The organism is Pseudomonas sp. BIGb0278 (assembly GCF_024809895.1).
GTDB lineage: Bacteria > Pseudomonadota > Gammaproteobacteria > Pseudomonadales > Pseudomonadaceae > Aquipseudomonas > Aquipseudomonas shirazensis.
This window is the reverse complement of sequence record NZ_JANUEL010000001.1, coordinates 534974-555033: the sequence shown is the minus strand read 5'-3', so window position 1 is coordinate 555033 and position 20060 is coordinate 534974. Positions and strand designations below refer to the sequence as shown.

Sequence of the window (20060 nt, the reverse complement as noted above, 5' to 3'; positions counted from 1 at the left end):
TCACCCCCTGCGCAGCAAGGGGTGTTCAAGCAAAGAGGATCAGGTGGAATGCGGCTCAGGCGCGGCGGCAGGCGTCCAGCGCCAGCTGTTCCTTGAGCGGCGGGATATCCAGCCGACGCAGTACCCGGTACAGCGAGGGCCGGCAGATGCCCAGTTCGCGTGCGGCCGCCGACATGTTCCAACGGCAGGTCTGCAGCACTTCCAGCACATCGGCGCGCTCGTCACCGGCGCGGCTCGGGCGGATCGGTGTCACGTTCGGCACCACCACGCGCACAGGTGCGCTAGCGGCCGGCAGCTGGGCGATAAAGTCCACTGGCAGATCAGCGCGGGTGATCCGCGCGCCTTCCATCACCGCACAGGCGTAGCGAATCACCGCACGCATCTGGCGCAGGTTGCCCGGCCAGGCGTGGGTCAACAGCAGCGACCAGACCTCGGCGCTGATCACCTGGCGTGGATCACACCCCGGCAGTTCATGGGCGACCATGTTGCACAGCAGTTCGCCGCGGTCAGTGCGCTCGCGCAGCGGCGGCAGTTCGACCACGCCGGTGGCGATGCGATAGAACAGATCTTCACGGAAACTGCCGTCGGCTACCCGCGCCGACAAGTCCTGGTGGGTTGCGCAGACCAGGGCAAAGTTGACCGGTACGCTGCGTTCGGCACCCAGCGGGGTCACCTCACGTTCGGCGATTACCCGCAGCAGGCGAGTCTGCTGCTCGTAAGGCATGTCGCCGATCTCGTCGAGAAACAAGGTGCCGCCATCCGCCTGCTGCACCTTGCCCTTCTTGCCGCCGGGCAATGCCCCGGAAAACGCACCACGGCTGTAGCCGAACAGCTCGCTCTCGATCAGCGTCTCCGGGATCGAGGCACAGTTGAGCGCCACCATCTGTGCGGCGCGACGTTGACTGTGGGCATGCAGGGCGCGGGCGAGGATCTCTTTGCCGGTGCCGGTTTCACCGCGGATCAATACCGCGATGCCGCGCTCCATCAAGCGCAGCGCCCGGCGAAACGCCTGGCGCACTTGCGGGTCACTGTCGTGGGCGATATCGGTTTCGGCAACTTCGGCGTGGCAAACAGCAGGGTCGGTCAGGGAATGCATCAGCGTCACCTTTTATTGTTCTATAGCTTGTGACTATGTCGGCGGGCGACGCTTGTGGCGTGGCCGTGGCCGATGGGGTGTGGCCTGATCACATTAGGTAGGCGGACTTATATTTTCCAATACATAATCAAGCATCCACTGATACCTTTGCGAGCATCATGATCGAACTTCGCCATCTGCAGTACTTCCGCACCCTGGCCGAGACCCTGCACTTCGGCCGCGCCGCCGAGCGCCTGCATATCTCCCAGCCGCCGCTGTCGCGGCAGATTGCCCTGCTGGAAGAGGAACTTGGGGTGAAGCTGTTCGACCGCTCACGGCGCCGGGTCGAGCTGACCGAGGCCGGGCAGCGCTTTTACCTGGATACCGGCACGGTGTTCGCCGCCTTCGAGCAGGCCAAGCGTAACGCCCTGGCAGCGGCACGCGGTGCTGCGGGCGAGTTGTCGGTGGGGTTCATGATGTCGACCGCCTACAGCATCACCCCGGCCATCACCCGCCGGTATGCTGCGTTGTTCCCGCAGGTCAATCTGAAGCTGACCGAGACCCTGCCGCTGGACCTGGCACAGGACATCAGCAGCGGCCACAAAGACGTCGCCATCATGTACCGACCGCAGGACTGCAGCGGGCTGGAGACGGTCACGCTGTACCGCGAAGAGATGACCCTGGTGCTGCCACCCGGCCACCGCCTGATGCAGCAGGAGCTGATCGAGCCGCAATCATTGGCGGGCGAGCCGTTCATCATCGTGCCGCGGCGAATCGCCCCGGCGCTGCATGACATGATCTGCAACTACTGCCTGCAACACGGCGTGACACCGAACATCGGCATGGAGATCAACCTGCAGCAGACCATCGTCAACCTGGTCGGCGAAGGCCTGGGCGTGGCCATCGTGCCGCGCTCAATGCGCAACATGCGCCTGGCCACCACCAGCTTCAAGCCGCTGCGCGATGCACCGGTGATCGAAGTGGTAGCGGTATGGAAGGCAGACAACCACAACCCGTGCATTGCCACCTTCGTCGAGGCGGCGCTGCAGGCCGGCGAGCAGGCTACGCGTGAGGACCACGCGCAGCGGCTGCTGGAGGGATAACCCTCAGATTTCGAGGATGCCCGAAGCCATGAACCCGCCGTCCACCGGGATCACATGGCCACTGATGTAGGAGGCATCCTCGGACGCAAGAAACGCTACCGCACCAGCCATCTCCGCCGGCGTGCCATAGCGGCGCAGCGGCACCGCGCGGGCATACGACTCACGGGTGGCCGCCGAATGCAGCGCCTGAGTCAGCGGCGTATCCACCGGCCCTGGCGCGATGCCGTTGACGGTGATGCCGTGCTCGGCCAGCTCCACGGCCATCTGCCGGGTCAGGCCGATCACCGCCGCCTTCGACGTGCCATAGGCGGTACGGCCCATGCTGGCGCGCATGCCGCTGATCGAGGCGACGTTGACGATCCGCCCCCAGCCCCGTTCGCGCATCAGCTGCGCGGCGTGCTGGCTGCAGAGCAAGGTGCCGGTCAGGTTGATATTCATCAGGCGCTGCCAGCCTTCAAGCTCGGTATCGAGAAACGCCTGAGTGCGCGCCACGCCGGCATTGTTGACCAGCACATCGCAGCGGCCGAAGCGCTCGCGCAGCGCGGCGAACAATGCGCTGATCGACTGCGCATCACCGACATCGATGACCATCGCCTGGGCCTCGATGCCCTGCACCCGCAGCCCGGCGACCATCTCCTCTGCCGCCGCCAGGTTGATATCGGCCACCACTACCGTGTGGCCATCGTGGCCGAGGCGCTCGGCAATGGCAGCGCCGATGCCCATGGCAGCCCCGGTCACCACGGCCACCCGACCATAGCCCGGCGCGTTGCGTGTTGTTGTTTTCGCAGCTTGGCTCATGACAGGACTCTCTTAAAGGAAACCAATGGAAATCCACGGGAAGCAGGCCACTACCGCCAGCGCTACCAGCAGCGCCCCGAGGTAACCCCAGACGCGGCGAATAACGTGGTCGGACGAGGTTTTGCTGATGGCGCAGGCGGCGTAGAAACCCACCCCCAACGGCGGTGCGAACAAGCCCACGCCCATCGCCAGGATCACCACCATGGCGTAGTGCACCGGGTGAATGCCGAGCATCTCTGCCAGCGGGAACATCAACGGCCCGAACAGGACGATGGCCGGAATGCCTTCGAGCACGCTGCCCAGAATCAGGAACACCAGAATCGTCACCACCATGAAGCCGAAGGTGCCGCCCGGGATTTCCTCGATCAGCTCCACCAGCGAGGCGGAGAAGCCAGATTGAGTCAGCGCCCAGGCCATCGCCGAGGCCATGCCGATGATCAGCAGGATCGCCCCCGACAGCGACGCCGCTTCCAGCAGCATCGGATACAGCCGGGCAAAGTCGATATGGCGCATGAACAAGTGCATGACCAGGCCGACCAGCACCACGTAGGCGACACCAATCGTCGACACCTCGGTCGCGGTCGCCGCGCCTTCGAGCACTGCCACGCGGATCAGCAACGGCAGGGCCAAGGCTGGCAAGGCGATGAGGAAGGTCTTGCCGACCCGCGACATCGGCGCGCGCTCGATCTTCGGCGCGTCTTCCTTGCGTGAACGCCACCAGCACACCGCCGCAATGGCAATGGTCGCGACCACGGCGGGCATCAGGCCGCCGATGAACAGCGCGGTAATCGAAACGCTGCACACCGCACCGATGGTGATCAGCACCAGGCTCGGCGGAATGGTCTCGGTCATGGCCCCGGTCGCGGCCAGCAGCGCCGCCAGTTCCTCGGGCTTGGAGCCGCGTTTTTTCATTTCAGGGAACAGCGCCGGTGCGACTGCAGCCATGTCGGCCACTTTCGAGCCGGAAATCCCCGACACCAGAAACATCGCCCCCAGCAGCACATACTGCAGGCCGCCACGGACATGACCGAGCAGCGAGGCCATGAAGTCGATCAGCGTGCGAGCCATGCCCGACAGCTGCAGCACCACGCCGAGCAGCACGAACAGCGGCACCGCCAGCAGGACCAGATGCGACATGCCCTCGTCCATCCGGCCGACCACGATCGACAGCGGCGCATGGGTCACCAGCGCCAGATAGGCCATGGTCGCAGTGCCGAATGCGAAAGCAATCGGGATACCGCCAAACACGCAGGCGCCGAGCAACACCAGGAAGAACACCACCAGATTGTAGTTACCCATCGCCGCCAGCAGCGGCTGCGCCAGCCACAACACCGCGGCCACTGCCGCAACCACCACTAGCCCAGCCATGAACTGGCGTACCGTCGAATAACGCGCCATTCGCGCCACCGCAGCCAGCAGCATCAAAACCGCGCCAACCGGCAAGGCCGCCGCCCGCACACCGTCGGGAATGCCCAGCGCCGGCGTGGTGATCGACATCTGCTCGTGGGAGTGTTCCATGGCCGGTGAGATGATCATCGCCACGAACAAACATACGATCAGCGCCGACAACGTCTCGCTGAACCCGCGCCAAGCAATCGGCAGCTTGTTGACCAAGGCCGACATGCGCATGTGCTCGCCGCGGTCCAGCGCCAGCACTGCGCCGAACATCGACAGCCAGATAAACAGCGACGAGGCCAGCTCGTCGGTCCAGATCAGTGGGCTGTGCAGCACATAACGGGAGATCACCCCCGCCAGCAGCACCAGCGTCTCGATTACCATCAAGGTAACGGCGAGTGCGCCAACCACGCGCATGATCCAGCTGTTCAGACAGATCAGCGCCCGGGCCGGCAGGCGCAGCGATTGGTTGGGGGCCATGACGGCTGGCGCGCTCATCAGGCCAGCTTCCCGGAGAATTGCTCAAGAATCGCCCACGCCTCGTCACCAAACTTGCCATGCCAGTCGGCATAGTAATTGGCGCTGCGCAGCTTCTCGCGAAACGGCTCGGCCGGCGACTCGACCAGCTCCAGGCCTTTGCTCTTGAGGGTGTCGCGGGTGCTGCCTTCAAGGGTGGCAAGGTCGGCGCGCTGGGCCATCACTGCCTTCTCGATGTGCTTGCGCAGCACCTCTTGCAGTTCCGGTGGCAGGCGCCCGATCGAAGCGCTGTTGCCCAGCATCCAGAAGCCGTCCCAGACGTGGTTGGTCAGCGAGCAGTATTTCTGCACTTCATACAGCTTGGCCGATGACACCAGGGTCAGCGGGTTTTCCTGCCCTTCGACGATGCGCGTCTGCAACGCCGAATACACTTCGGCAAAGTTGATGCTGGTCGGCGCCGCATCCAGCGCACGGAAAATCGACATGATGATCGGGCTTGGCGGCACCCGCAGCTTCATCCCACGCAGGTCATCCGGGGTGGCCACCGGGCGCGTGCTGGTGGTGGTCACGCGGAAGCCGTTGTCCCACATCCGCTCGTAGGCGAACAGGGTGCCGGTCTTGGCGATCTCGCTGCGCACGTGGGCTCCGAGCGCGCCGTCCATGGCACTCCAGACCTGCTGATAGTCCTTGAAGGCAAAGCCCACGGCGCTGATCTGCACCGATGGCACCATGGTGCCGAGGATCACCGGCGACAGTGAGAACAGGTCAACCGCCCCCGAGCGCACCTGCGCCAGGGTATCGGTGTCGCTGCCCAGCTGGCTGCTGGGGAACACCTGCACGCTCAAAGCGCCGTTGGTTTCCTCCTTGATCGCCTTGGCCATTTCCCGGGCGCGGATATTCATCGGGTGGCTGATGGGCAAGTTGTTGGCAAACTTCAGTTTGAAGTCGGCGGCGCGGCTGTTGCCGCTGTACAGGCCCATCCCGGCAGCGGCAACAGCAGCCCCTGCCAGCGAGGCGGTCTTGATAAAGGAACGGCGGGTGAAATCGCTCATGAAGCTCTCCTGACCTATTTGTTCTTATTGATCGAGTTGCGGCGATGATAGGCATGTTGTTAGCAATACGGGTGCCACGCTTGAGTAACAGCGCTCAGCAGGCCCCTTTGCAGGCTCGCAAGCACCGGGCAAGCGACTGATTTATATTGAGAAAATATTTATCCGAGGGCTTGTTAGATTTTGTGACAGGCCTGCCAGAGGCGCCCAGCAGGTGTAACAGGTGTCTCCTTGAACTGTCGCCCTGGCAGCCAGGGCGACACCTGTAGACCGGCATTCGCTACCGACAACCACCCTCTTGCGCCAGCAAAGCCCCAGCCTAGAGGGCTATTACCGAGCTTGGCACCGCCCTTGCTATTGACCTCGCAAACAACATCATGCGAGGACGCACCTCATGGATTCCCCGGTAATCAGCGGTTGGTACCACTCCCAATTCGGCAAGTTTCCCGATATCGACCCCGAGCAGATGATGGCCGATGCCGCCATCGGCGCCCTGCAGCACGCCGGGCTCGACGCCGAGCAGATCGACTCGGTTCACGTCGGCCACTTCAATGCAGGCCTGATCTACCAGGACTTCCCTTCCGCGCTGCTGGCCAATCATCTGCCGGCGCTGCGCTTTACCCCGTCGGTGCGGGTTGAAAACGCCTGTTCCACAGGCTCCGCAGCGATCCACTCGGCGCTGCAGGCCGTGCTCAGCGGCCAGGCCCGCCATGCCCTGGTGGTGGGCTTTGAGAAGATGAACGGGCTGCCCACCGCCGAAGTCGGCAAGATCCTGCTCAAGTGCTGTTATGCCCGCGAAGAAGCGCAGATCGAAAACGGCTTTGCTGGTGTGTTCGGCAACATCGCTCAGGCCTACTTCGAGCGCCACGGCGATCAGTCCGACGCGCTGGCGATGATCGCTGCAAAAAACCACGCCAACGGCGCCCTCAACCCGTTTGCTCATATGCGCCGGGATGTCGGCTATGACTTCTGCCGTAATCCGTCCGAGAAAAACCCGTTTGTGGCCGGCCCGCTCAAGCGCAGCGACTGCTCGCTGATTACTGATGGCGCTGCGGCGCTGGTGATCAGCCGTGCCGAACAACTGCCCGGGCAACAACCGGCTGTGCGCTTCCGCGCTGCGGTACAGGTCAACGATTACCTGCCGCTGTCACGCCGCGACCCGACCGTGTTCGAAGGCGCCGCACGCGCCTGGCAGCAGGCCTTGAGCGAGGCCGGCTTGAGCCTGGCCGACCTGTCACTGGTCGAGACCCATGACTGCTTCACCATCGCCGAACTGCTCGAATACGAAGCCATGGGCCTGGCCCCGCGCGGCCAGGGCGCGCGGGTGATTGCCGAAGGCATCAGCCGCAAGGATGGCCGCCTGCCGGTCAACCCGTCGGGCGGGCTCAAGTCCAAAGGCCACCCGATCGGCGCTACCGGCGTGTCGATGCACGTAATGGCCGCCATGCAGCTAACCGGCCAGGCTGGCGACATGCAGCTGCCACGGGCTGACCGCGCCGGGGTGTTCAACATGGGCGGCGCGGCGGTAACCAACTACGTCAGCATCCTGGAGGCTGTGCAATGACCGGGATCGACAATGTCATGAACCTCGGCGAGCTGCTCGCCCAGATCGCCCGGCGCCTGCCCGATGCCCCCGGCTTCATCCGCGGTGCCGACAGCTACAGCTGGCAGCAACTGCTGACCCGCGTCGACAGCGTCGCCGCGGCCCTGCGCGAGCGTGGCCTGGGCAAGGGCGACAAGCTGCTGGTGCACTCGCGCAATAATTTGCAGCTGTTCGAGAGTGCCTGGGTAGCGTTCCGCCTGGGCATGGTCTGGGTACCGACCAACGTGCGCATCACCCCGCCCGAAGCGGCTTACCTGGGCAGCTCCAGCGGCGCGGTGGCGATGCTCTACGACGATGGCATGGCGGCCTATGTCGACGCGGTGCGCGAAGCTTCGCCAGCACTGCGCGTGGTCATCGCCATCGGCGCCCCGCGTGACGGCGAGCTGAGCTACGACGCCCTGCTCGACCAAGGCGCGCCACTGCAACCAGCGTTTCGCCCAGCCGAGGTCAACTACCACGACCCGCTGTGGTTCTTCTACACCTCCGGCACCACCGGCCACCCCAAGGCGGGCATCCTCACCCACGGCCAGATGGCGTTCGTCATCAACAATCACCTGGCCGACCTTATGCCCGGCCTGAACCCAAACTCGCGCTCGCTGGTGCTGGCGCCATTGTCCCATGGCGCCGGTATCCATGCCCTGATCAACGCCGCCCGTGGCGCCGCCTGCGTGCTGCCGGCCGGCGACCGGCTGGACTGCGACGAAGCCTGGCGGTTGATCGAACAGCACCGGGTCGACAACCTGTTCACCGTGCCAACCATCGTCAAGATGCTCACCGAAGACCCGGCCGTCGACCGTTACGACCACAGCAGCCTGCGCTATGTGATCTACGCGGGCGCGCCGATGTACCGCGCCGATCAGTGCCACGCCCTGCGCACCCTGGGCAAGGTGCTGGTGCAGTACTACGGCCTTGGCGAGGTGACCGGCAACATCACCGTGCTGCCGGCGGACTGCCACGATGCCGAGGACAGCCCCCAGGCCAAGGTCGGCTCCTGCGGCTACCCGCGCACCGGCATGCAGGTGGCCATCCTCGATGAGCACGGCACTGAACTGCCAACCGGCAGCGATGGCGAGATCTGCGTACGCGGCCCGGCGGTGTTCGCCGGCTACTACAACAATCCCAAGGCCAACGCCGAGTGCTTCCGCCATGGCTGGTTCCATACCGGTGACCTCGGCCACGTTGACCAGGAGGGTTATCTGTTCATCACGGGGCGCGCCTCGGACATGTACATCTCCGGCGGCTCCAACGTATATCCACGCGAGATCGAAGAGGCGCTGCTGACTCACCCGGCAGTCACCGAAGTCGCAGTACTGGGGCTGCCCGACGAGAAGTGGGGCGAGTGCGGCTGCGCCGTGATCGTGGTCACTGCCGAGGTCAGCGACGAGCAACTGCTGGCCCACCTGGAGCCGCGCCTGGCCCGCTATAAATGGCCGAAGCATTTTGTGCGCTGGACCGAGATGCCCAAGTCCGGCTACGGCAAAATCGTCAAAAAACAGATCCGCGCCCTGCTCAACGCCAGCGAGGCGGTGCTATGAACCCGCATTTTGAAGAGCGCAACGGCGTGCGCGTATTCATCCACGGCGGCCAACCGCAACAGCCGCGCTTGCTCGACTGTGAAGTGCCGGACTGCGAAGAACTGCGCGTAGTGCTGCCACTGGCCTGCAACGTTGCCCAAGGCCTGCTGCAGGCGCTGGAGGGCCGCCGCTATCGCAGTGCAGTCGGGCGCATTCTGTGTGGCGGCGCAGCGCACCTGAGCTACCACCGCATGGTCACCACCACTGACCAGCAGCGGCCCTACGACTACGGCCAGGCGGTGGTGCTGGACGGCTATATCACCTTTGTCAGCGGCGCCATCACCGTCGGCCGCGATGCCCACGGCGCGCCGCTGCTGCACTGCCACGCCGGCTTCATCGACCGCGACGGCCAGCAGCATGGCGGCCACCTGGTGCTCGACCGGTTGGTGGTCGGCAGCGAGCCGCTGGTGCTGCGCCTGTGCCTGTTCGACCAGGTCGCGTATCAGGTCAAGCCTGATGCCGAAACCCACTTCAACCTGCTTCATCCGGTGTTCCAGGAGGCGTCATGAACACTGCAGCAATCCAGAGCGAAGCGCAGGTACAGAGTGGCCGGCTTGGCCGCCTTGTAGTGGCCCGGCTCAAACCCAACGAAGACATCATCGACAGCGCCGAAGCCCTTTGCGCCAGCCACGGCATCAGCCTGGCGGTGGTCCGTGGCGGCCTCGGCAGCCTGATCGACGGCGAGTTGCAGTACCTGGGCCGCAGCGGCATGCAGGATATCCATGTACCAGGCCCAGGGGTGGAAATCCTCAGCCTCAGTGGTGAAATCGCCCCCGGCGCGAGCAGCCTGCAAGCGGTGCTGGCCGACGCCGACGGCAAGATCTTCGCCGGCCGCCTGCAGCGTGGCCGCAACCTGTCGTTCATCACCGTCGAGCTGACCTTGCAGGAATGGCTGCCTGACTGACTGCCCTCACTGAAGAGCATCACCCGGGCGTTGCCGCGCCCGGCTTTCTTGCGCCCGCGCGTTGGGCGCCCCACTGCATCAGGAAAACAACAATGACAAGAAAGCCCTTAATGCACCTTTCACTGCTGACCGCTACCAGCGCCCTGCTCGTCCCCGCCGCCCAGGCGGCCTTCATCGAAGATGGCAAGGCCACGCTCAACCTGCGCAACTACTACTTCAACAATGACATGCGCGACCGCGCCGGTGCCGCCGGGCAAAGCAAGACGGCCGAATGGGCGCAAGGCTTCATGCTCGACTACAAGTCAGGCTTCACCGACGGCACGGTCGGCTTTGGCGTCGATGCCCTCGGCCTGCTTGGGGTGCGCCTGGACGGCGGCGCCGGCAATCATCGCGGCAGCTCGATGATCCCCGACGACAGCGACGGCAGCGCCGTCGACGAATGGAGCCGGCTGGGCCTGACCGGCAAGATGCGCTTGTCCAAAACCGAAGCGCGCTACGGCACCTTGCAGCCCAAGCTGCCGATTCTGGTGGCCAACGATGGTCGGGTGCTACCGCAGACTTTTGAAGGCGGCATGATCACCTCGCAAGAAATCGACGGCCTGACCCTCATCGGCGGGCGCCTCGAGCATGCCACCGGGCGCGCCTCGACCAACCGCTCAGGGCTGGCCGTGGCGGGCGGCACCGAGCAAAGCAACGAGTTCATCTTCGCCGGTGCCGACTATCAACTGAGCAAGGCGCTCAAGCTGCAGTACTACGCCGCCCAGCTCGAAGACTATTACGTGCAGCACTTCGGCGGCCTGGTGCATGTATGGGCACTGAGCGACAACCAGTCGCTGACCACCGACCTGCGCTACTTCAAGACCGATGCAAGCGGGCGCAACGATTCGGCCAGCGGGCGCGGCGAGGGTTATCGCGTCAGTGGCCTGGCCGATACACCGGGCAAGATCGACAACGATACCTGGAGCGCCATGTTCACCTATGCCATTGGCGGCCACAGCGTACTGCTCGGGCATCAGCGCGTATCCGACAGTGGCAACTTCGTTCAGCTCAACCAGGGCAATACCGGCGAAGGCGCCGCAGGGTCGAGCATCTACCTGTTCACTGACCGCCTGGTGACCAGCTTTACCCGCGCTGGCGAGCGCACCACTTTTGGTCAGTACGGCTACAATTTCGCCGCACTCGGTGTGCCAGGGCTGGTGGCATCGGTCACCTACCTGAAGGGCACGAATATTCGCATGGCCTCAGGCGGCGACGAAAAGGAATGGGAGCGCGATATCGCCCTGGATTATGTGGTGCAGGGCGGCACCTTCAAGGGGCTGGGGTTCAGCTGGCGCAATGGCATGTTGCGCAGCGGTGTGCCCAGCGAGTGGGATCAGGATCAGAACCGTTTGACCGTCAGCTATTCAATACCGCTGTTCTAGGCCCACAACCCTGAAACGACTCGGGGCCATGGCTGCAGGTTTTTACAACCTGACAGCCATGGCCCCGAGTTTTCAAACATGGCAGCGCAGCTTAGTCCTGAGTGCCTTCGAACCAGGCCAGCTTCTCGCGCAACTGCACCACCTCACCGACGATTACCAGTGTCGGCGCATGCACTTCATGCTCGGCCACCATCGCCGGCAGATCTGCCAACGTGCCGGTGAACACTCGTTGATTACGCGTGGTGCCCTGCTGCACCAAGGCCGCTGGCGTAGTCGCCGCACGGCCATGGCGAATCAGTTCGGCGCAAATCGTCGGCAAGCCGACCAGGCCCATGTAGAACACCAGAGTCTGCCCGGGTGAAACCAGATCGTGCCACGGCAGGTTGCTGCTACCGTCCTTCAGGTGACCGGTAACGAAGCGCACAGACTGCGCGTAATCACGGTGAGTCAGCGGAATCCCGGCGTAGGCCGAGCAACCGCTGGCAGCGGTAATGCCTGGGACTACCTGAAACGGAATACCATGCTCGGCCAGCTCCTCGATCTCTTCGCCACCGCGGCCGAAGATGAACGGGTCGCCGCCCTTGAGCCGCAGTACGCGCTTGCCCTGCAAGGCCAGCTCAACCAACAGCTGATTGATCTGTTCCTGCGGCACCGAGTGATCGGCGCGGCGCTTGCCGACGTAGATCCGCTCGGCATCGCGCCGGCACATGTCGATGATCGCCGGTGCCACCAAGCGGTCGTACAGCACCACATCGGCCTGCTGCATCAGGCGCAAGGCACGGAAGGTCAGCAGGTCCGGATCACCCGGACCAGCCCCCACCAGATACACCTCACCGCCCTGCTGTACCGGTGCGCCGTCGACCATCGCCTGCAACAAACGCTCGGCTTCAGCGCTCTGCCCGGCCAGCTGACGCTCGGCAATCGGGCCCTGGAATACCGTCTCCCAGAAGCCGCGGCGCTGATTGACGTCCGGGTACAGCGATTTCACCTGATGGCGAAACCGCGCGGCAAGCCCGGCAAGCTCCCCATAGGCCGCCGGAATCCAGGCTTCCAGCTTGGCCCGGATCAGCCGCGCCAACACCGGCGCATCGCCGCCACTGGACACTGCTACCACCAACGGCGAGCGATCGACGATGGCCGGGAAGATCACCGTACACAGCGCCGGCGCATCGACCACATTGACCGGCAGGCTGCGTGCCTGCGCTTCGGCCGACACCTGAGCATTGAGCTGCGGATCGTCGGTGGCAGCGATCACCAGCCGGCACCCTTCCAGGTCCGTGACCTGGTAGCCACGCACCAGCACCTCGCCGCCGGTTGCCTCGGTCAAGCTGATCAGCTGGCTGTCGACCTGCGGCGCCACCACGCGCAGCGCGGCGCCGGCATCGGCCAGCAAGCGCGCCTTGCGCAGGGCGATTTCGCCACCGCCGACGACCAGTACCCGGCCGCCCTGCAACTTGTGAAACAGCGGCAGGTAATCCATTTAACCGATGACCTCGACGCCGCCCATGTACGGCTTGAGCACTTCCGGCACACGGATCGAACCGTCGGCCTGCTGGTAGTTCTCGAGCACTGCAACCAAGGTCCGGCCTACCGCCAGGCCGGAGCCGTTGAGGGTGTGTACCAGCTCGGGTTTACCGGTTTCCGGATTGCGCCAGCGCGCCTGCATGCGGCGCGCCTGGAAGTCGCCACAGTTGGAGCACGAGCTGATCTCGCGGAACTTGTCCTGGCTCGGCACCCACACTTCCAGGTCATAGGTCTTGACCGCACTGAAGCCCATGTCGCCGGTGCACAGGGCCAATACCCGGTACGGCAGCTCCAGCAGTTGCAGGACGCGCTCGGCGTTGGCGGTCAGGCCTTCCAGCGCTTCCATCGACTTGCTCGGCTCGACGATCTGGACCATCTCGACCTTGTCGAACTGGTGCTGACGGATCATGCCGCGGGTATCGCGGCCCGACGCACCGGCTTCACTGCGGAAGCACGGTGTGTGCGCAACGAACTTGATCGGCATTTGCTTGGCGTCGAGGATTTCGCCGGCAACGATGTTGGTCAGCGACACTTCGGCGGTCGGGATCAGGTAGAAGTCGGCTTCGCCTTCGCGGCTGATCTTGAACAGGTCTTCCTCGAACTTCGGCAGCTGGCCGGTGCCCTGCAAGGCAGGCGCCTGCACCAGGTACGGGGTATAGGCTTCTTCGTAGCCATGCTCGCTGGTGTGCAGGTTGATCATGAACTGCGCCAGGGCGCGGTGCAGGCGGGCGATCGGGCCACGCAGCAGGGCAAAGCGTGCGCCGGAGAGCTTGGCCGCGGTCTCGAAGTCCAGGCCACCGCTGATTTCACCCAGGGCAACGTGGTCTTTGACCTCGAAGTCGAAGGCACGCGGGGTGCCCCAGCGGCGCACTTCGACGTTGCCGTCTTCATCGGCACCGATCGGCACGCTGGCGTCCGGCAGGTTGGGGATGGTCAGCAGAATGCCATCCAGCTCAGCCTGGATCTCGTCCAGCTCGGTCTTGCCGGCCGCCAGTTCGTTGGCCATGCGCTCGACATCAGCCATCAGCGGCGCGATGTCTTCGCCCTTGGCTTTGGCCTGGCCGATCGACTTGGAACGGGCGTTACGCTCAGCCTGCAGCTGTTCGGTACGGGTCTGCACCGCCTTGCGGCGCTCTTCCAGTGATTCGATGCGCGCGACATCCAGGCTAAAGCCACGGGAGGCCAGGCGATCCGCCACTTCCTGAAGTTGGCCGCGTAACAGTTTGGCATCGAGCATATCGTTCTCTCGTTATAGGTGTGTTGGTTCAGAATTTGGTTAGCGACAGGCCGGCCCAGGTGGCAAGCAACCCGCCGCATACGCTAATAGCGGTATAGCCCAGGGCCAGCGGTATCTGGCCGTTTTCCAGCAGGCGCACGGTATCGAGCGAAAATGACGAAAACGTGGTCAGCCCGCCGAGAAAACCGACGATCAAACCAGCGCGTAGCTCGACCGGGACCATCGGTTTGTACAGAAACAGCCCATACAGCAGGCCGATCAGCAAGCAGCCGACCAGATTGACCGCCAGCGTACCGAGATAGAAGTGCCGTGGCCAGTGGGCGCTGACCCAGTTGCTGGTGGCAAACCGCAGCAGGGTGCCGGCGACGCCGCCGGCGCTGACGGCCGCAATCAAGGCAATCATGGTTTTCTCCGCTGGCGAGGGCTGTTGCGATCGAGCTCGGCGAGGTGGCGCAGCTTCTCGCCGATCTTCAGTTCCAGGCCGCGTGGCACTGGCTGATAGTAAGGTCGTGGTTCGAGTTGGTCCGGGAAATAGTCTTCGCCTGCGGCGTAGGCATCCGGCTCATCGTGGGCGTAGCGGTATTCTTCGCCGTAGCCCAGTTGCTTCATCAATTTGGTCGGCGCATTGCGCAGGTGCAGCGGCACTTCCAGCGAGCCGTGCTCGGCTGCTTCGCGCATGGCCGCCTTGAAGCCCATGTACACCGCATTGCTCTTCGGCGCGCAGGCGATGTAAGTGATGGCCTGGGCCACCGCCAGCTCGCCTTCCGGGCTGCCAAGGCGCTCCTGCACGTCCCACGCCGACAGGCACAGGCTCAGCGCCCGCGGGTCGGCGTTGCCGATATCTTCGCTGGCCATGCGCACCACGCGCCGGGCGATGTACAGCGGGTCGCAGCCGCCATCGAGCATGCGCGCGTACCAGTACAGCGCGCCATCCGGGTTGGAGCCGCGCACTGATTTGTGCAGCGCCGATATCTGGTCGTAGAACGCTTCACCGCCCTTGTCGAAGCGCCGGCGGCTGTCGCCGAGCAGGCTCTGCAGCAGATCAACGCCGATATCAGCGCCGTCTTCGGCCAGGTCCGAAGCGTTTTCGAGGAAGTTGAGCATGCGCCGGCCGTCACCATCGGCAGCGGCCATGAGCATCTTGAAGGCTTCATCGCCCACCGTCAGCTGACGCTTGCCCAGGCCGCGCTCTTCGCTGAGGGCGCGATTGACCAATTTGCGCAACGCATCCTCATCCAGGCTTTTGAGCACATAGACGCGCGCCCGCGAGAGCAAGGCGTTGTTCAATTCGAATGAGGGATTCTCGGTGGTCGCACCGATAAAAATCAGCGTGCCGTCTTCAACGAACGGCAGAAATGCATCCTGCTGCGACTTGTTGAAGCGGTGCACTTCATCGACGAAGAGGATGGTCCGCCGGCCGTATTGAGCCGCCTGCTGCTTGGCCACCTCAACCGCCTGGCGGATCTCCTTGACCCCGGCCAGTACTGCCGAGACCGTTTCGAAGTGGGCATCACAGAACTGCGCCAGCAGCCGCGCCAGGGTGGTCTTGCCAACCCCCGGCGGGCCCCAGAAGATCATCGAGTGCAGCGCCCCCTGCTCCAGCGCCTCGCGCAGCGGCTTGCCGCGCGCCAGCAGGTGCTCCTGGCCTACATACTCGTCCAGGTTGGACGGACGCAGCCGGGCAGCCAGTGGCTGAGAGACGGGTTCGCTACGAAACAGGTCCATGACGGCCTCTGATTACTCCTGGATAACGTCCGCGCCTTGCGGAATCTTGAAGTTGAAGCGGTCAGCAGGCACCGGCTGGTTGGCCTTGACCCCATTGAACAGGATGTTGGTGCGCTGGCCGACGCTGTCGATCAGTTGCATGTCGTTGATCAGGCCTTTGCGGAACGACACGCGCAGCGAATCGAACAGGGTGTCCTTGGTTTTAGGCTTGAGGGTGAAGTCCATCACCTCGCCCTGCTCCTTGGAGGTGATATCGAAGCTTTGGCTGATCTTGGAGACATCGCCCGACAGCAGCAGCGCCGGGGTCTGGTTCAAACGTACATCGAGCTTCTTCACCGTGGCCTGTTCCAGGTCCGGGTCCCACAGGGTGACCTTCTGGCCGTCGGAGACCACCACCTGCTCCTGCGGCGCATCGGTATGCCAGTAGAACAGGCCCGGACGCTTGACGGTCATCTTGCCCGTGGTTTCCTGCAGACTGGTACCGCCGGCATCCAGGGTCAGCTGGGAGAAATTGGCTTCGATGGTCTGCGACTTCTCGAGCAGATCGGTCAGGCGCTTCACATCGTTCTCGCCGGCATGCGCCGACAGGGTGCCCAGAGCCAGGGCGGAAACCAACAGCATGCGAATCGCGCGCATGGAAATCCTCGTTGAACAGTAGATGGGCCGGGCGCCGTGATTGGCGCCCGGCAGGGTGATGATCAATCGCGTGGGCCGCCCGGCGCAATCACTTCGCGCGAGCCGTTGGTGTTCATGGCGGTGACTACCCCGGCCATTTCCATCGACTCGATCATCCGCGCGGCGCGGTTATAGCCGATTTTCAGCTTGCGCTGCACCGCCGAGATCGAGGCGCGGCGGCTTTCAAGTACGAACTGCACGGCTTCGTCATACAGGGCGTCGGTTTCGGCATCGTCATCACCGCCACCGCTGCTGCCTTCAAAGCCGCTGCCGGCCTCTTCGACACCGTTGAGGATGTCGTCGTTGTAGTCCGGCGCGCCACGCAGCTTCCACGCTTCCACCACGCGGTGGACTTCTTCGTCGGAAACAAAGGCACCGTGCACGCGGATCGGCAGGCTGGTGCCCGGCGGCATGTAGAGCATGTCACCGTGACCCAGCAGCTGCTCGGCGCCACCCTGGTCGATGATGGTCCGCGAGTCGATCTTGCTCGACACCTGGAACGCCATACGGGTCGGGATGTTGGCCTTGATCAGGCCGGTGATGACGTCAACCGATGGCCGTTGGGTAGCGAGGATCAGGTGAATACCTGCCGCCCGCGCCTTCTGCGCGATACGGGCGATCAGTTCTTCGACCTTCTTGCCGACGATCATCATCATGTCGGCGAACTCGTCGACCACCACAACGATGGTCGGCAAGGTTTTCAGGGTTGGCGGCTCGTCATCCATGCTCTCACGACGGTACAACGGGTCATGAATGACCTCGCCAGCCTCCTGGGCGTCCTTGATCTTGCGGTTGAAGCCGGCCAGGTTCCGTACGCCCATGGCCGCCATCAGCTTGTAGCGGCGCTCCATTTCGGCAACGCTCCAGCGCAGGGCGTTGGCTGCGTCCTTCATGTCGGTAACGACCGGGCAGAGCAGGTGCGGAATGCCTTCGTAGATCGACAGCTCGAGCATTTTCGGGTCGATCATGATCAAGCGGGCGTCTTCCGGGCCGGACTTGAACAGGATCGACAGGATCATGGCGTTGACCCCCACCGACTTACCCGAGCCGGTGGTACCGGCCACCAGCAAGTGCGGCATCTTGGCCAGGTCGGTGATCACCGGCTTGCCGCCGATGTCGTGACCCAGGGCCAATGCTACTGGCGACTTGGCGTCATCGTACTGGGACGACGACAGCACCTCGGAGAAGCGCACCATCTGCCGGTTCTCGTTGGGGATCTCGATACCGACGGTGGTCTTGCCGGGGATCACCTCGACCACCCGCACGCTGGTTACGGCCAGGGAACGGGCCAGATCCTTGGCCAGGTTGGCGATACGGCTGACCTTGACCCCGGCTGCCGGCTGGATCTCGTAACGGGTGATCACCGGGCCAGGATGGATCGAGTCAACCGAGACCTCGACACCAAACTCCTTGAGCTTGATTTCCAGCAGATGGCCAACACCGGCCAGGGATTCTGGCGAGTATTCGATTTTCTTTTCTTCTGCCGGATCGAGGATCGAGATCGGCGGCAGAGTGCCTTCGACGGCACTGTCGACGAACAGCGGCGTCTGTTTTTCCTTGAGGATGCGTTTGCTCGGCTCCGGCGCCTTGACCGGGGCTGGCATGATCACCGGCGCCGGCTGCTGCACGCGCTGGGCAACGTGCTTGGTCAGCGCGTCGTCACGCTCGATGATGCGTTCGCGCGCCTTGAGCTGCTCGCGCTTGTCGGCCACCACCGGCGCTACGACCGTGTCGACCTGCTCGTCGACCTCACGCAGCTGCGCCACCAGGCGCTTGCGCTCGTTGCGAGCTTCCCACCAGCGATTGGCCGCACCTTGCACCAGCTCGAACAGGTCGAGGGTGATCTTGCCGGTCATGTCCATGACCTTGAACCAGGACAGATCGGTGAACACCGTCAGGCCGAACAGGAACAGGGCAATGAACATCAGGGTGCTGCCCTGCACATTCAACAGGCTGCGGGCCAGGTCGCCGAGGCTCTCGCCCAGCGCGCCGCCGGCCGAGAACGGCAGGCTTGCCGACGGGTGGAAATGGATATGGGCCAGGGCTGCACCCGACAACACCAGAAACACCAGACCAATCAGCCGCCAGGAGAACAACCAGCCACTCCACTGCCACGGCTGATGGCGCTCACGGAAGATCTGCCAGGTCTTGATCCCCAGCAGCAACGGGAAGATATAGGCGAAGTAGCCCAGCACCATGAACAGAATGTCGGCGAAGTACGCGCCAGCGCGGCCAGCCGCGTTCTGTACCTGATCGACATTGCTGGTGTGGGTGAAGCCTGGGTCGGCGGTGTCGTAGGTCAGCAGCGCCATCCACAGGTACAGGCACAGCGCGCCGACGGCGATCAGCGCACCTTCCTTGAGGCGATAATGCAACTGCTGGCGCCACATCGGTACCGGCAGAGGGGGCGGAGTTGCGGTGGATTTCTTCAAAACGCGTCTATTCCTGCGCTTGCTGCGCGTCCAGTAGTGATCGACCCGATTCCGGTCAATGAACCCGTACTTTTAACATTACTGCCCGCCAGCCGCCATGGCGGCGCGCCGGATGGGCGCGAACGGTGAGCAAACTTTCATGGGTGCAATTTGAGCACGCATTGCCTTGCGTGACAAAGGCTTATGCTGTGTTTTTGCACAGGTGTGACAACAAAGCCTCGGGTTGGTGCCGATTGCCTGAAAAATCTGCTGGCAATTGCCTTGGCGAGCGTCAGCGCTGCGGGTTGGCGTTGGATTGACCTGCTGACGAGGGCGGGCCATGCTGTCAGCCCTCCCCTCCCCCACTGCACATGACGCCCATGCTGACCTGGCTGACCCGCGACTCGCTGACCTTTCCGCCCCTGACAAAGGCTCTGCAGGAGCCCAACGGATTACTTGCCGCTGGCGGTGACCTGAGCCCTGAGCGCTTGGTTCAGGCCTATCGGCATGGCTGCTTTCCGTGGTTTCAGGATGGTCAGCCCATTCTCTGGTGGTCACCCGACCCACGCACGGTGTTGTTCCCCGACGAGCTGCACGTGTCACGCTCGCTGGCCAAGCTGATCCGCCAGCAGCGTTACCAGGTCAGTTTCGATACTGACTTCGAAACGGTAATTGCCGCTTGTGCAGCGCCACGCGACTACACCGACGGCACCTGGATCACCGACCCCATGCGCGCAGCCTACTGCGAGCTGCACCGGCGCGGCTTCGCCCATTCGGTGGAAGTACGCGAGAACGGCGAGCTGGTCGGCGGCCTGTACGGCCTGGCCATGGGCCGGCTGTTTTTTGGCGAGTCGATGTTCAGCCGCGCCGACAACGCCTCCAAAGTGGGCTTCGTTACCCTGGTCGAGCATCTGCGTGCGGCGGGTTTCGTCCTGATCGACTGCCAGATGCCAACCAACCACCTGCACAGCCTCGGCGCCCGCGAAATCAGCCGCGCCAGCTTTGCCGAGCACCTCGCACGCGACCTCGACCAGACCGTCGACATCAGCTGGGTTCGCTAGGCGAGTTTGCCCAGCTGGCTTACACTTA

The 20060-nt window shown here is 63.8% G+C and carries 17 protein-coding genes; 7 read left to right on the top strand and 10 right to left on the bottom strand.

Annotation, left to right across the window (positions count from 1 at the left end):
* Window positions 1-55: 55 nt before the first annotated feature.
* On the bottom strand, window positions 56-1096 hold the full coding sequence (locus tag M2396_RS02465) for a sigma-54-dependent Fis family transcriptional regulator (protein WP_150569904.1): 1041 nt from the start codon (window positions 1094-1096) through the stop codon (window positions 56-58).
* Between the two features lie 158 nt (window positions 1097-1254).
* Between M2396_RS02465 and M2396_RS02460 the strand changes: the two genes are divergently transcribed.
* On the top strand, window positions 1255-2178 hold the full coding sequence (locus M2396_RS02460; protein WP_101320804.1) for a LysR family transcriptional regulator: 924 nt from the start codon (window positions 1255-1257) through the stop codon (window positions 2176-2178).
* Between the two features lie 3 nt (window positions 2179-2181).
* Here M2396_RS02460 and M2396_RS02455 read toward each other — a convergent pair whose 3' ends face one another.
* The 3 genes from M2396_RS02455 to M2396_RS02445 are packed head-to-tail and all read right to left on the bottom strand — an operon-like array spanning window position 2182 to window position 5900.
* Window positions 2182-2976, bottom strand: coding sequence for an SDR family NAD(P)-dependent oxidoreductase (locus tag M2396_RS02455; RefSeq protein WP_259072868.1), 795 nt, complete (start codon window positions 2974-2976; stop codon window positions 2182-2184).
* 12 nt (window positions 2977-2988) lie between these two features.
* A complete protein-coding gene (locus tag M2396_RS02450) occupies window positions 2989-4869 on the bottom strand; it encodes a TRAP transporter large permease subunit (RefSeq protein ID WP_202883886.1) in 1881 nt (626 codons plus the stop codon).
* Window positions 4869-5900, bottom strand: coding sequence for a TRAP transporter substrate-binding protein (locus M2396_RS02445; RefSeq protein WP_150569902.1), 1032 nt, complete (start codon window positions 5898-5900; stop codon window positions 4869-4871). Before M2396_RS02445 ends, M2396_RS02450 begins: the two co-directional genes overlap by 1 nt.
* A 391-nt stretch (window positions 5901-6291) precedes the next feature.
* Here M2396_RS02445 and M2396_RS02440 point away from each other — a divergent pair, with 391 nt between their 5' ends.
* The 5 genes from M2396_RS02440 (at window position 6292) to M2396_RS02420 (ending at window position 11399) form a co-directional block, all read left to right on the top strand.
* Window positions 6292-7461, top strand: coding sequence for an acetyl-CoA acetyltransferase (locus M2396_RS02440; RefSeq protein WP_259072865.1), 1170 nt, complete (start codon window positions 6292-6294; stop codon window positions 7459-7461).
* Window positions 7458-9035 carry an acyl-CoA synthetase gene (locus M2396_RS02435; protein ID WP_259072864.1) on the top strand — a complete coding sequence of 526 codons (1578 nt, stop codon included), beginning with the start codon at window positions 7458-7460 and terminating at the stop codon, window positions 9033-9035. The genes M2396_RS02440 and M2396_RS02435 overlap by 4 nt, the downstream gene beginning before the upstream one ends.
* Window positions 9032-9583, top strand: a complete 552-nt coding sequence (locus M2396_RS02430) for a hypothetical protein (protein ID WP_101320814.1) — start codon at window positions 9032-9034, stop codon at window positions 9581-9583. The genes M2396_RS02435 and M2396_RS02430 overlap by 4 nt, the downstream gene beginning before the upstream one ends.
* On the top strand, window positions 9580-9978 hold the full coding sequence (locus tag M2396_RS02425) for a PPC domain-containing DNA-binding protein (RefSeq protein ID WP_101320816.1): 399 nt from the start codon (window positions 9580-9582) through the stop codon (window positions 9976-9978). Before M2396_RS02430 ends, M2396_RS02425 begins: the two co-directional genes overlap by 4 nt.
* A 110-nt stretch (window positions 9979-10088) precedes the next feature.
* Window positions 10089-11399, top strand: a complete 1311-nt coding sequence (locus M2396_RS02420; protein WP_259072860.1) for an OprD family porin — start codon at window positions 10089-10091, stop codon at window positions 11397-11399.
* A 91-nt stretch (window positions 11400-11490) separates the two neighbouring features.
* On the opposite strand, the gene cysG is transcribed toward M2396_RS02420, so the two are convergent.
* The 6 genes from cysG to ftsK form a co-directional block, all read right to left on the bottom strand.
* Window positions 11491-12879 (bottom strand): siroheme synthase CysG, encoded by a 1389-nt coding sequence (cysG, locus tag M2396_RS02415; RefSeq protein WP_150569898.1) that lies wholly within the window; start codon window positions 12877-12879, stop codon window positions 11491-11493.
* Window positions 12880-14160, bottom strand: a complete 1281-nt coding sequence (serS, locus tag M2396_RS02410) for a serine--tRNA ligase (protein ID WP_150572326.1) — start codon at window positions 14158-14160, stop codon at window positions 12880-12882.
* 28 nt (window positions 14161-14188) lie between these two features.
* A complete protein-coding gene (crcB, locus tag M2396_RS02405) occupies window positions 14189-14563 on the bottom strand; it encodes a fluoride efflux transporter CrcB (RefSeq protein WP_101320825.1) in 375 nt (124 codons plus the stop codon).
* On the bottom strand, window positions 14560-15885 hold the full coding sequence (locus M2396_RS02400) for a replication-associated recombination protein A (RefSeq protein ID WP_101320827.1): 1326 nt from the start codon (window positions 15883-15885) through the stop codon (window positions 14560-14562). The genes crcB and M2396_RS02400 overlap by 4 nt, the downstream gene beginning before the upstream one ends.
* A 12-nt stretch (window positions 15886-15897) precedes the next feature.
* Window positions 15898-16521: an outer membrane lipoprotein chaperone LolA gene (lolA, locus tag M2396_RS02395; RefSeq protein WP_101320829.1), complete on the bottom strand. Its 624-nt coding sequence runs from the start codon at window positions 16519-16521 to the stop codon at window positions 15898-15900.
* Window positions 16522-16583: 62 nt separating this feature from the next.
* On the bottom strand, window positions 16584-18950 hold the full coding sequence (ftsK, locus tag M2396_RS02390; protein ID WP_178080833.1) for a DNA translocase FtsK: 2367 nt from the start codon (window positions 18948-18950) through the stop codon (window positions 16584-16586).
* 401 nt (window positions 18951-19351) lie between these two features.
* Here ftsK and aat point away from each other — a divergent pair, with 401 nt between their 5' ends.
* Window positions 19352-20032 (top strand): leucyl/phenylalanyl-tRNA--protein transferase, encoded by a 681-nt coding sequence (aat, locus tag M2396_RS02385; protein WP_150569897.1) that lies wholly within the window; start codon window positions 19352-19354, stop codon window positions 20030-20032.
* Window positions 20033-20060 lie beyond the last annotated feature (28 nt).

What these genes read in the sequence shown, in the direction of transcription:
- M2396_RS02465 (WP_150569904.1), bottom strand. Translation starts at nt 1,096, where the DNA reads ATGCATTCCCTGACCGACCCTGCTGTTTGCCACGCCGAAGTTGCCGAA.
- M2396_RS02460 (WP_101320804.1), top strand. Translation starts at nt 1,255, where the DNA reads ATGATCGAACTTCGCCATCTGCAGTACTTCCGCACCCTGGCCGAGACC.
- M2396_RS02455 (WP_259072868.1), bottom strand. Translation starts at nt 2,976, where the DNA reads ATGAGCCAAGCTGCGAAAACAACAACACGCAACGCGCCGGGCTATGGT.
- M2396_RS02450 (WP_202883886.1), bottom strand. Translation starts at nt 4,869, where the DNA reads ATGAGCGCGCCAGCCGTCATGGCCCCCAACCAATCGCTGCGCCTGCCG.
- M2396_RS02445 (WP_150569902.1), bottom strand. Translation starts at nt 5,900, where the DNA reads ATGAGCGATTTCACCCGCCGTTCCTTTATCAAGACCGCCTCGCTGGCA.
- M2396_RS02440 (WP_259072865.1), top strand. Translation starts at nt 6,292, where the DNA reads ATGGATTCCCCGGTAATCAGCGGTTGGTACCACTCCCAATTCGGCAAG.
- M2396_RS02435 (WP_259072864.1), top strand. Translation starts at nt 7,458, where the DNA reads ATGACCGGGATCGACAATGTCATGAACCTCGGCGAGCTGCTCGCCCAG.
- M2396_RS02430 (WP_101320814.1), top strand. Translation starts at nt 9,032, where the DNA reads ATGAACCCGCATTTTGAAGAGCGCAACGGCGTGCGCGTATTCATCCAC.
- M2396_RS02425 (WP_101320816.1), top strand. Translation starts at nt 9,580, where the DNA reads ATGAACACTGCAGCAATCCAGAGCGAAGCGCAGGTACAGAGTGGCCGG.
- M2396_RS02420 (WP_259072860.1), top strand. Translation starts at nt 10,089, where the DNA reads ATGCACCTTTCACTGCTGACCGCTACCAGCGCCCTGCTCGTCCCCGCC.
- cysG (WP_150569898.1), bottom strand. Translation starts at nt 12,879, where the DNA reads ATGGATTACCTGCCGCTGTTTCACAAGTTGCAGGGCGGCCGGGTACTG.
- serS (WP_150572326.1), bottom strand. Translation starts at nt 14,160, where the DNA reads ATGCTCGATGCCAAACTGTTACGCGGCCAACTTCAGGAAGTGGCGGAT.
- crcB (WP_101320825.1), bottom strand. Translation starts at nt 14,563, where the DNA reads ATGATTGCCTTGATTGCGGCCGTCAGCGCCGGCGGCGTCGCCGGCACC.
- M2396_RS02400 (WP_101320827.1), bottom strand. Translation starts at nt 15,885, where the DNA reads ATGGACCTGTTTCGTAGCGAACCCGTCTCTCAGCCACTGGCTGCCCGG.
- lolA (WP_101320829.1), bottom strand. Translation starts at nt 16,521, where the DNA reads ATGCGCGCGATTCGCATGCTGTTGGTTTCCGCCCTGGCTCTGGGCACC.
- ftsK (WP_178080833.1), bottom strand. Translation starts at nt 18,950, where the DNA reads ATGTGGCGCCAGCAGTTGCATTATCGCCTCAAGGAAGGTGCGCTGATC.
- aat (WP_150569897.1), top strand. Translation starts at nt 19,352, where the DNA reads ATGCTGACCTGGCTGACCCGCGACTCGCTGACCTTTCCGCCCCTGACA.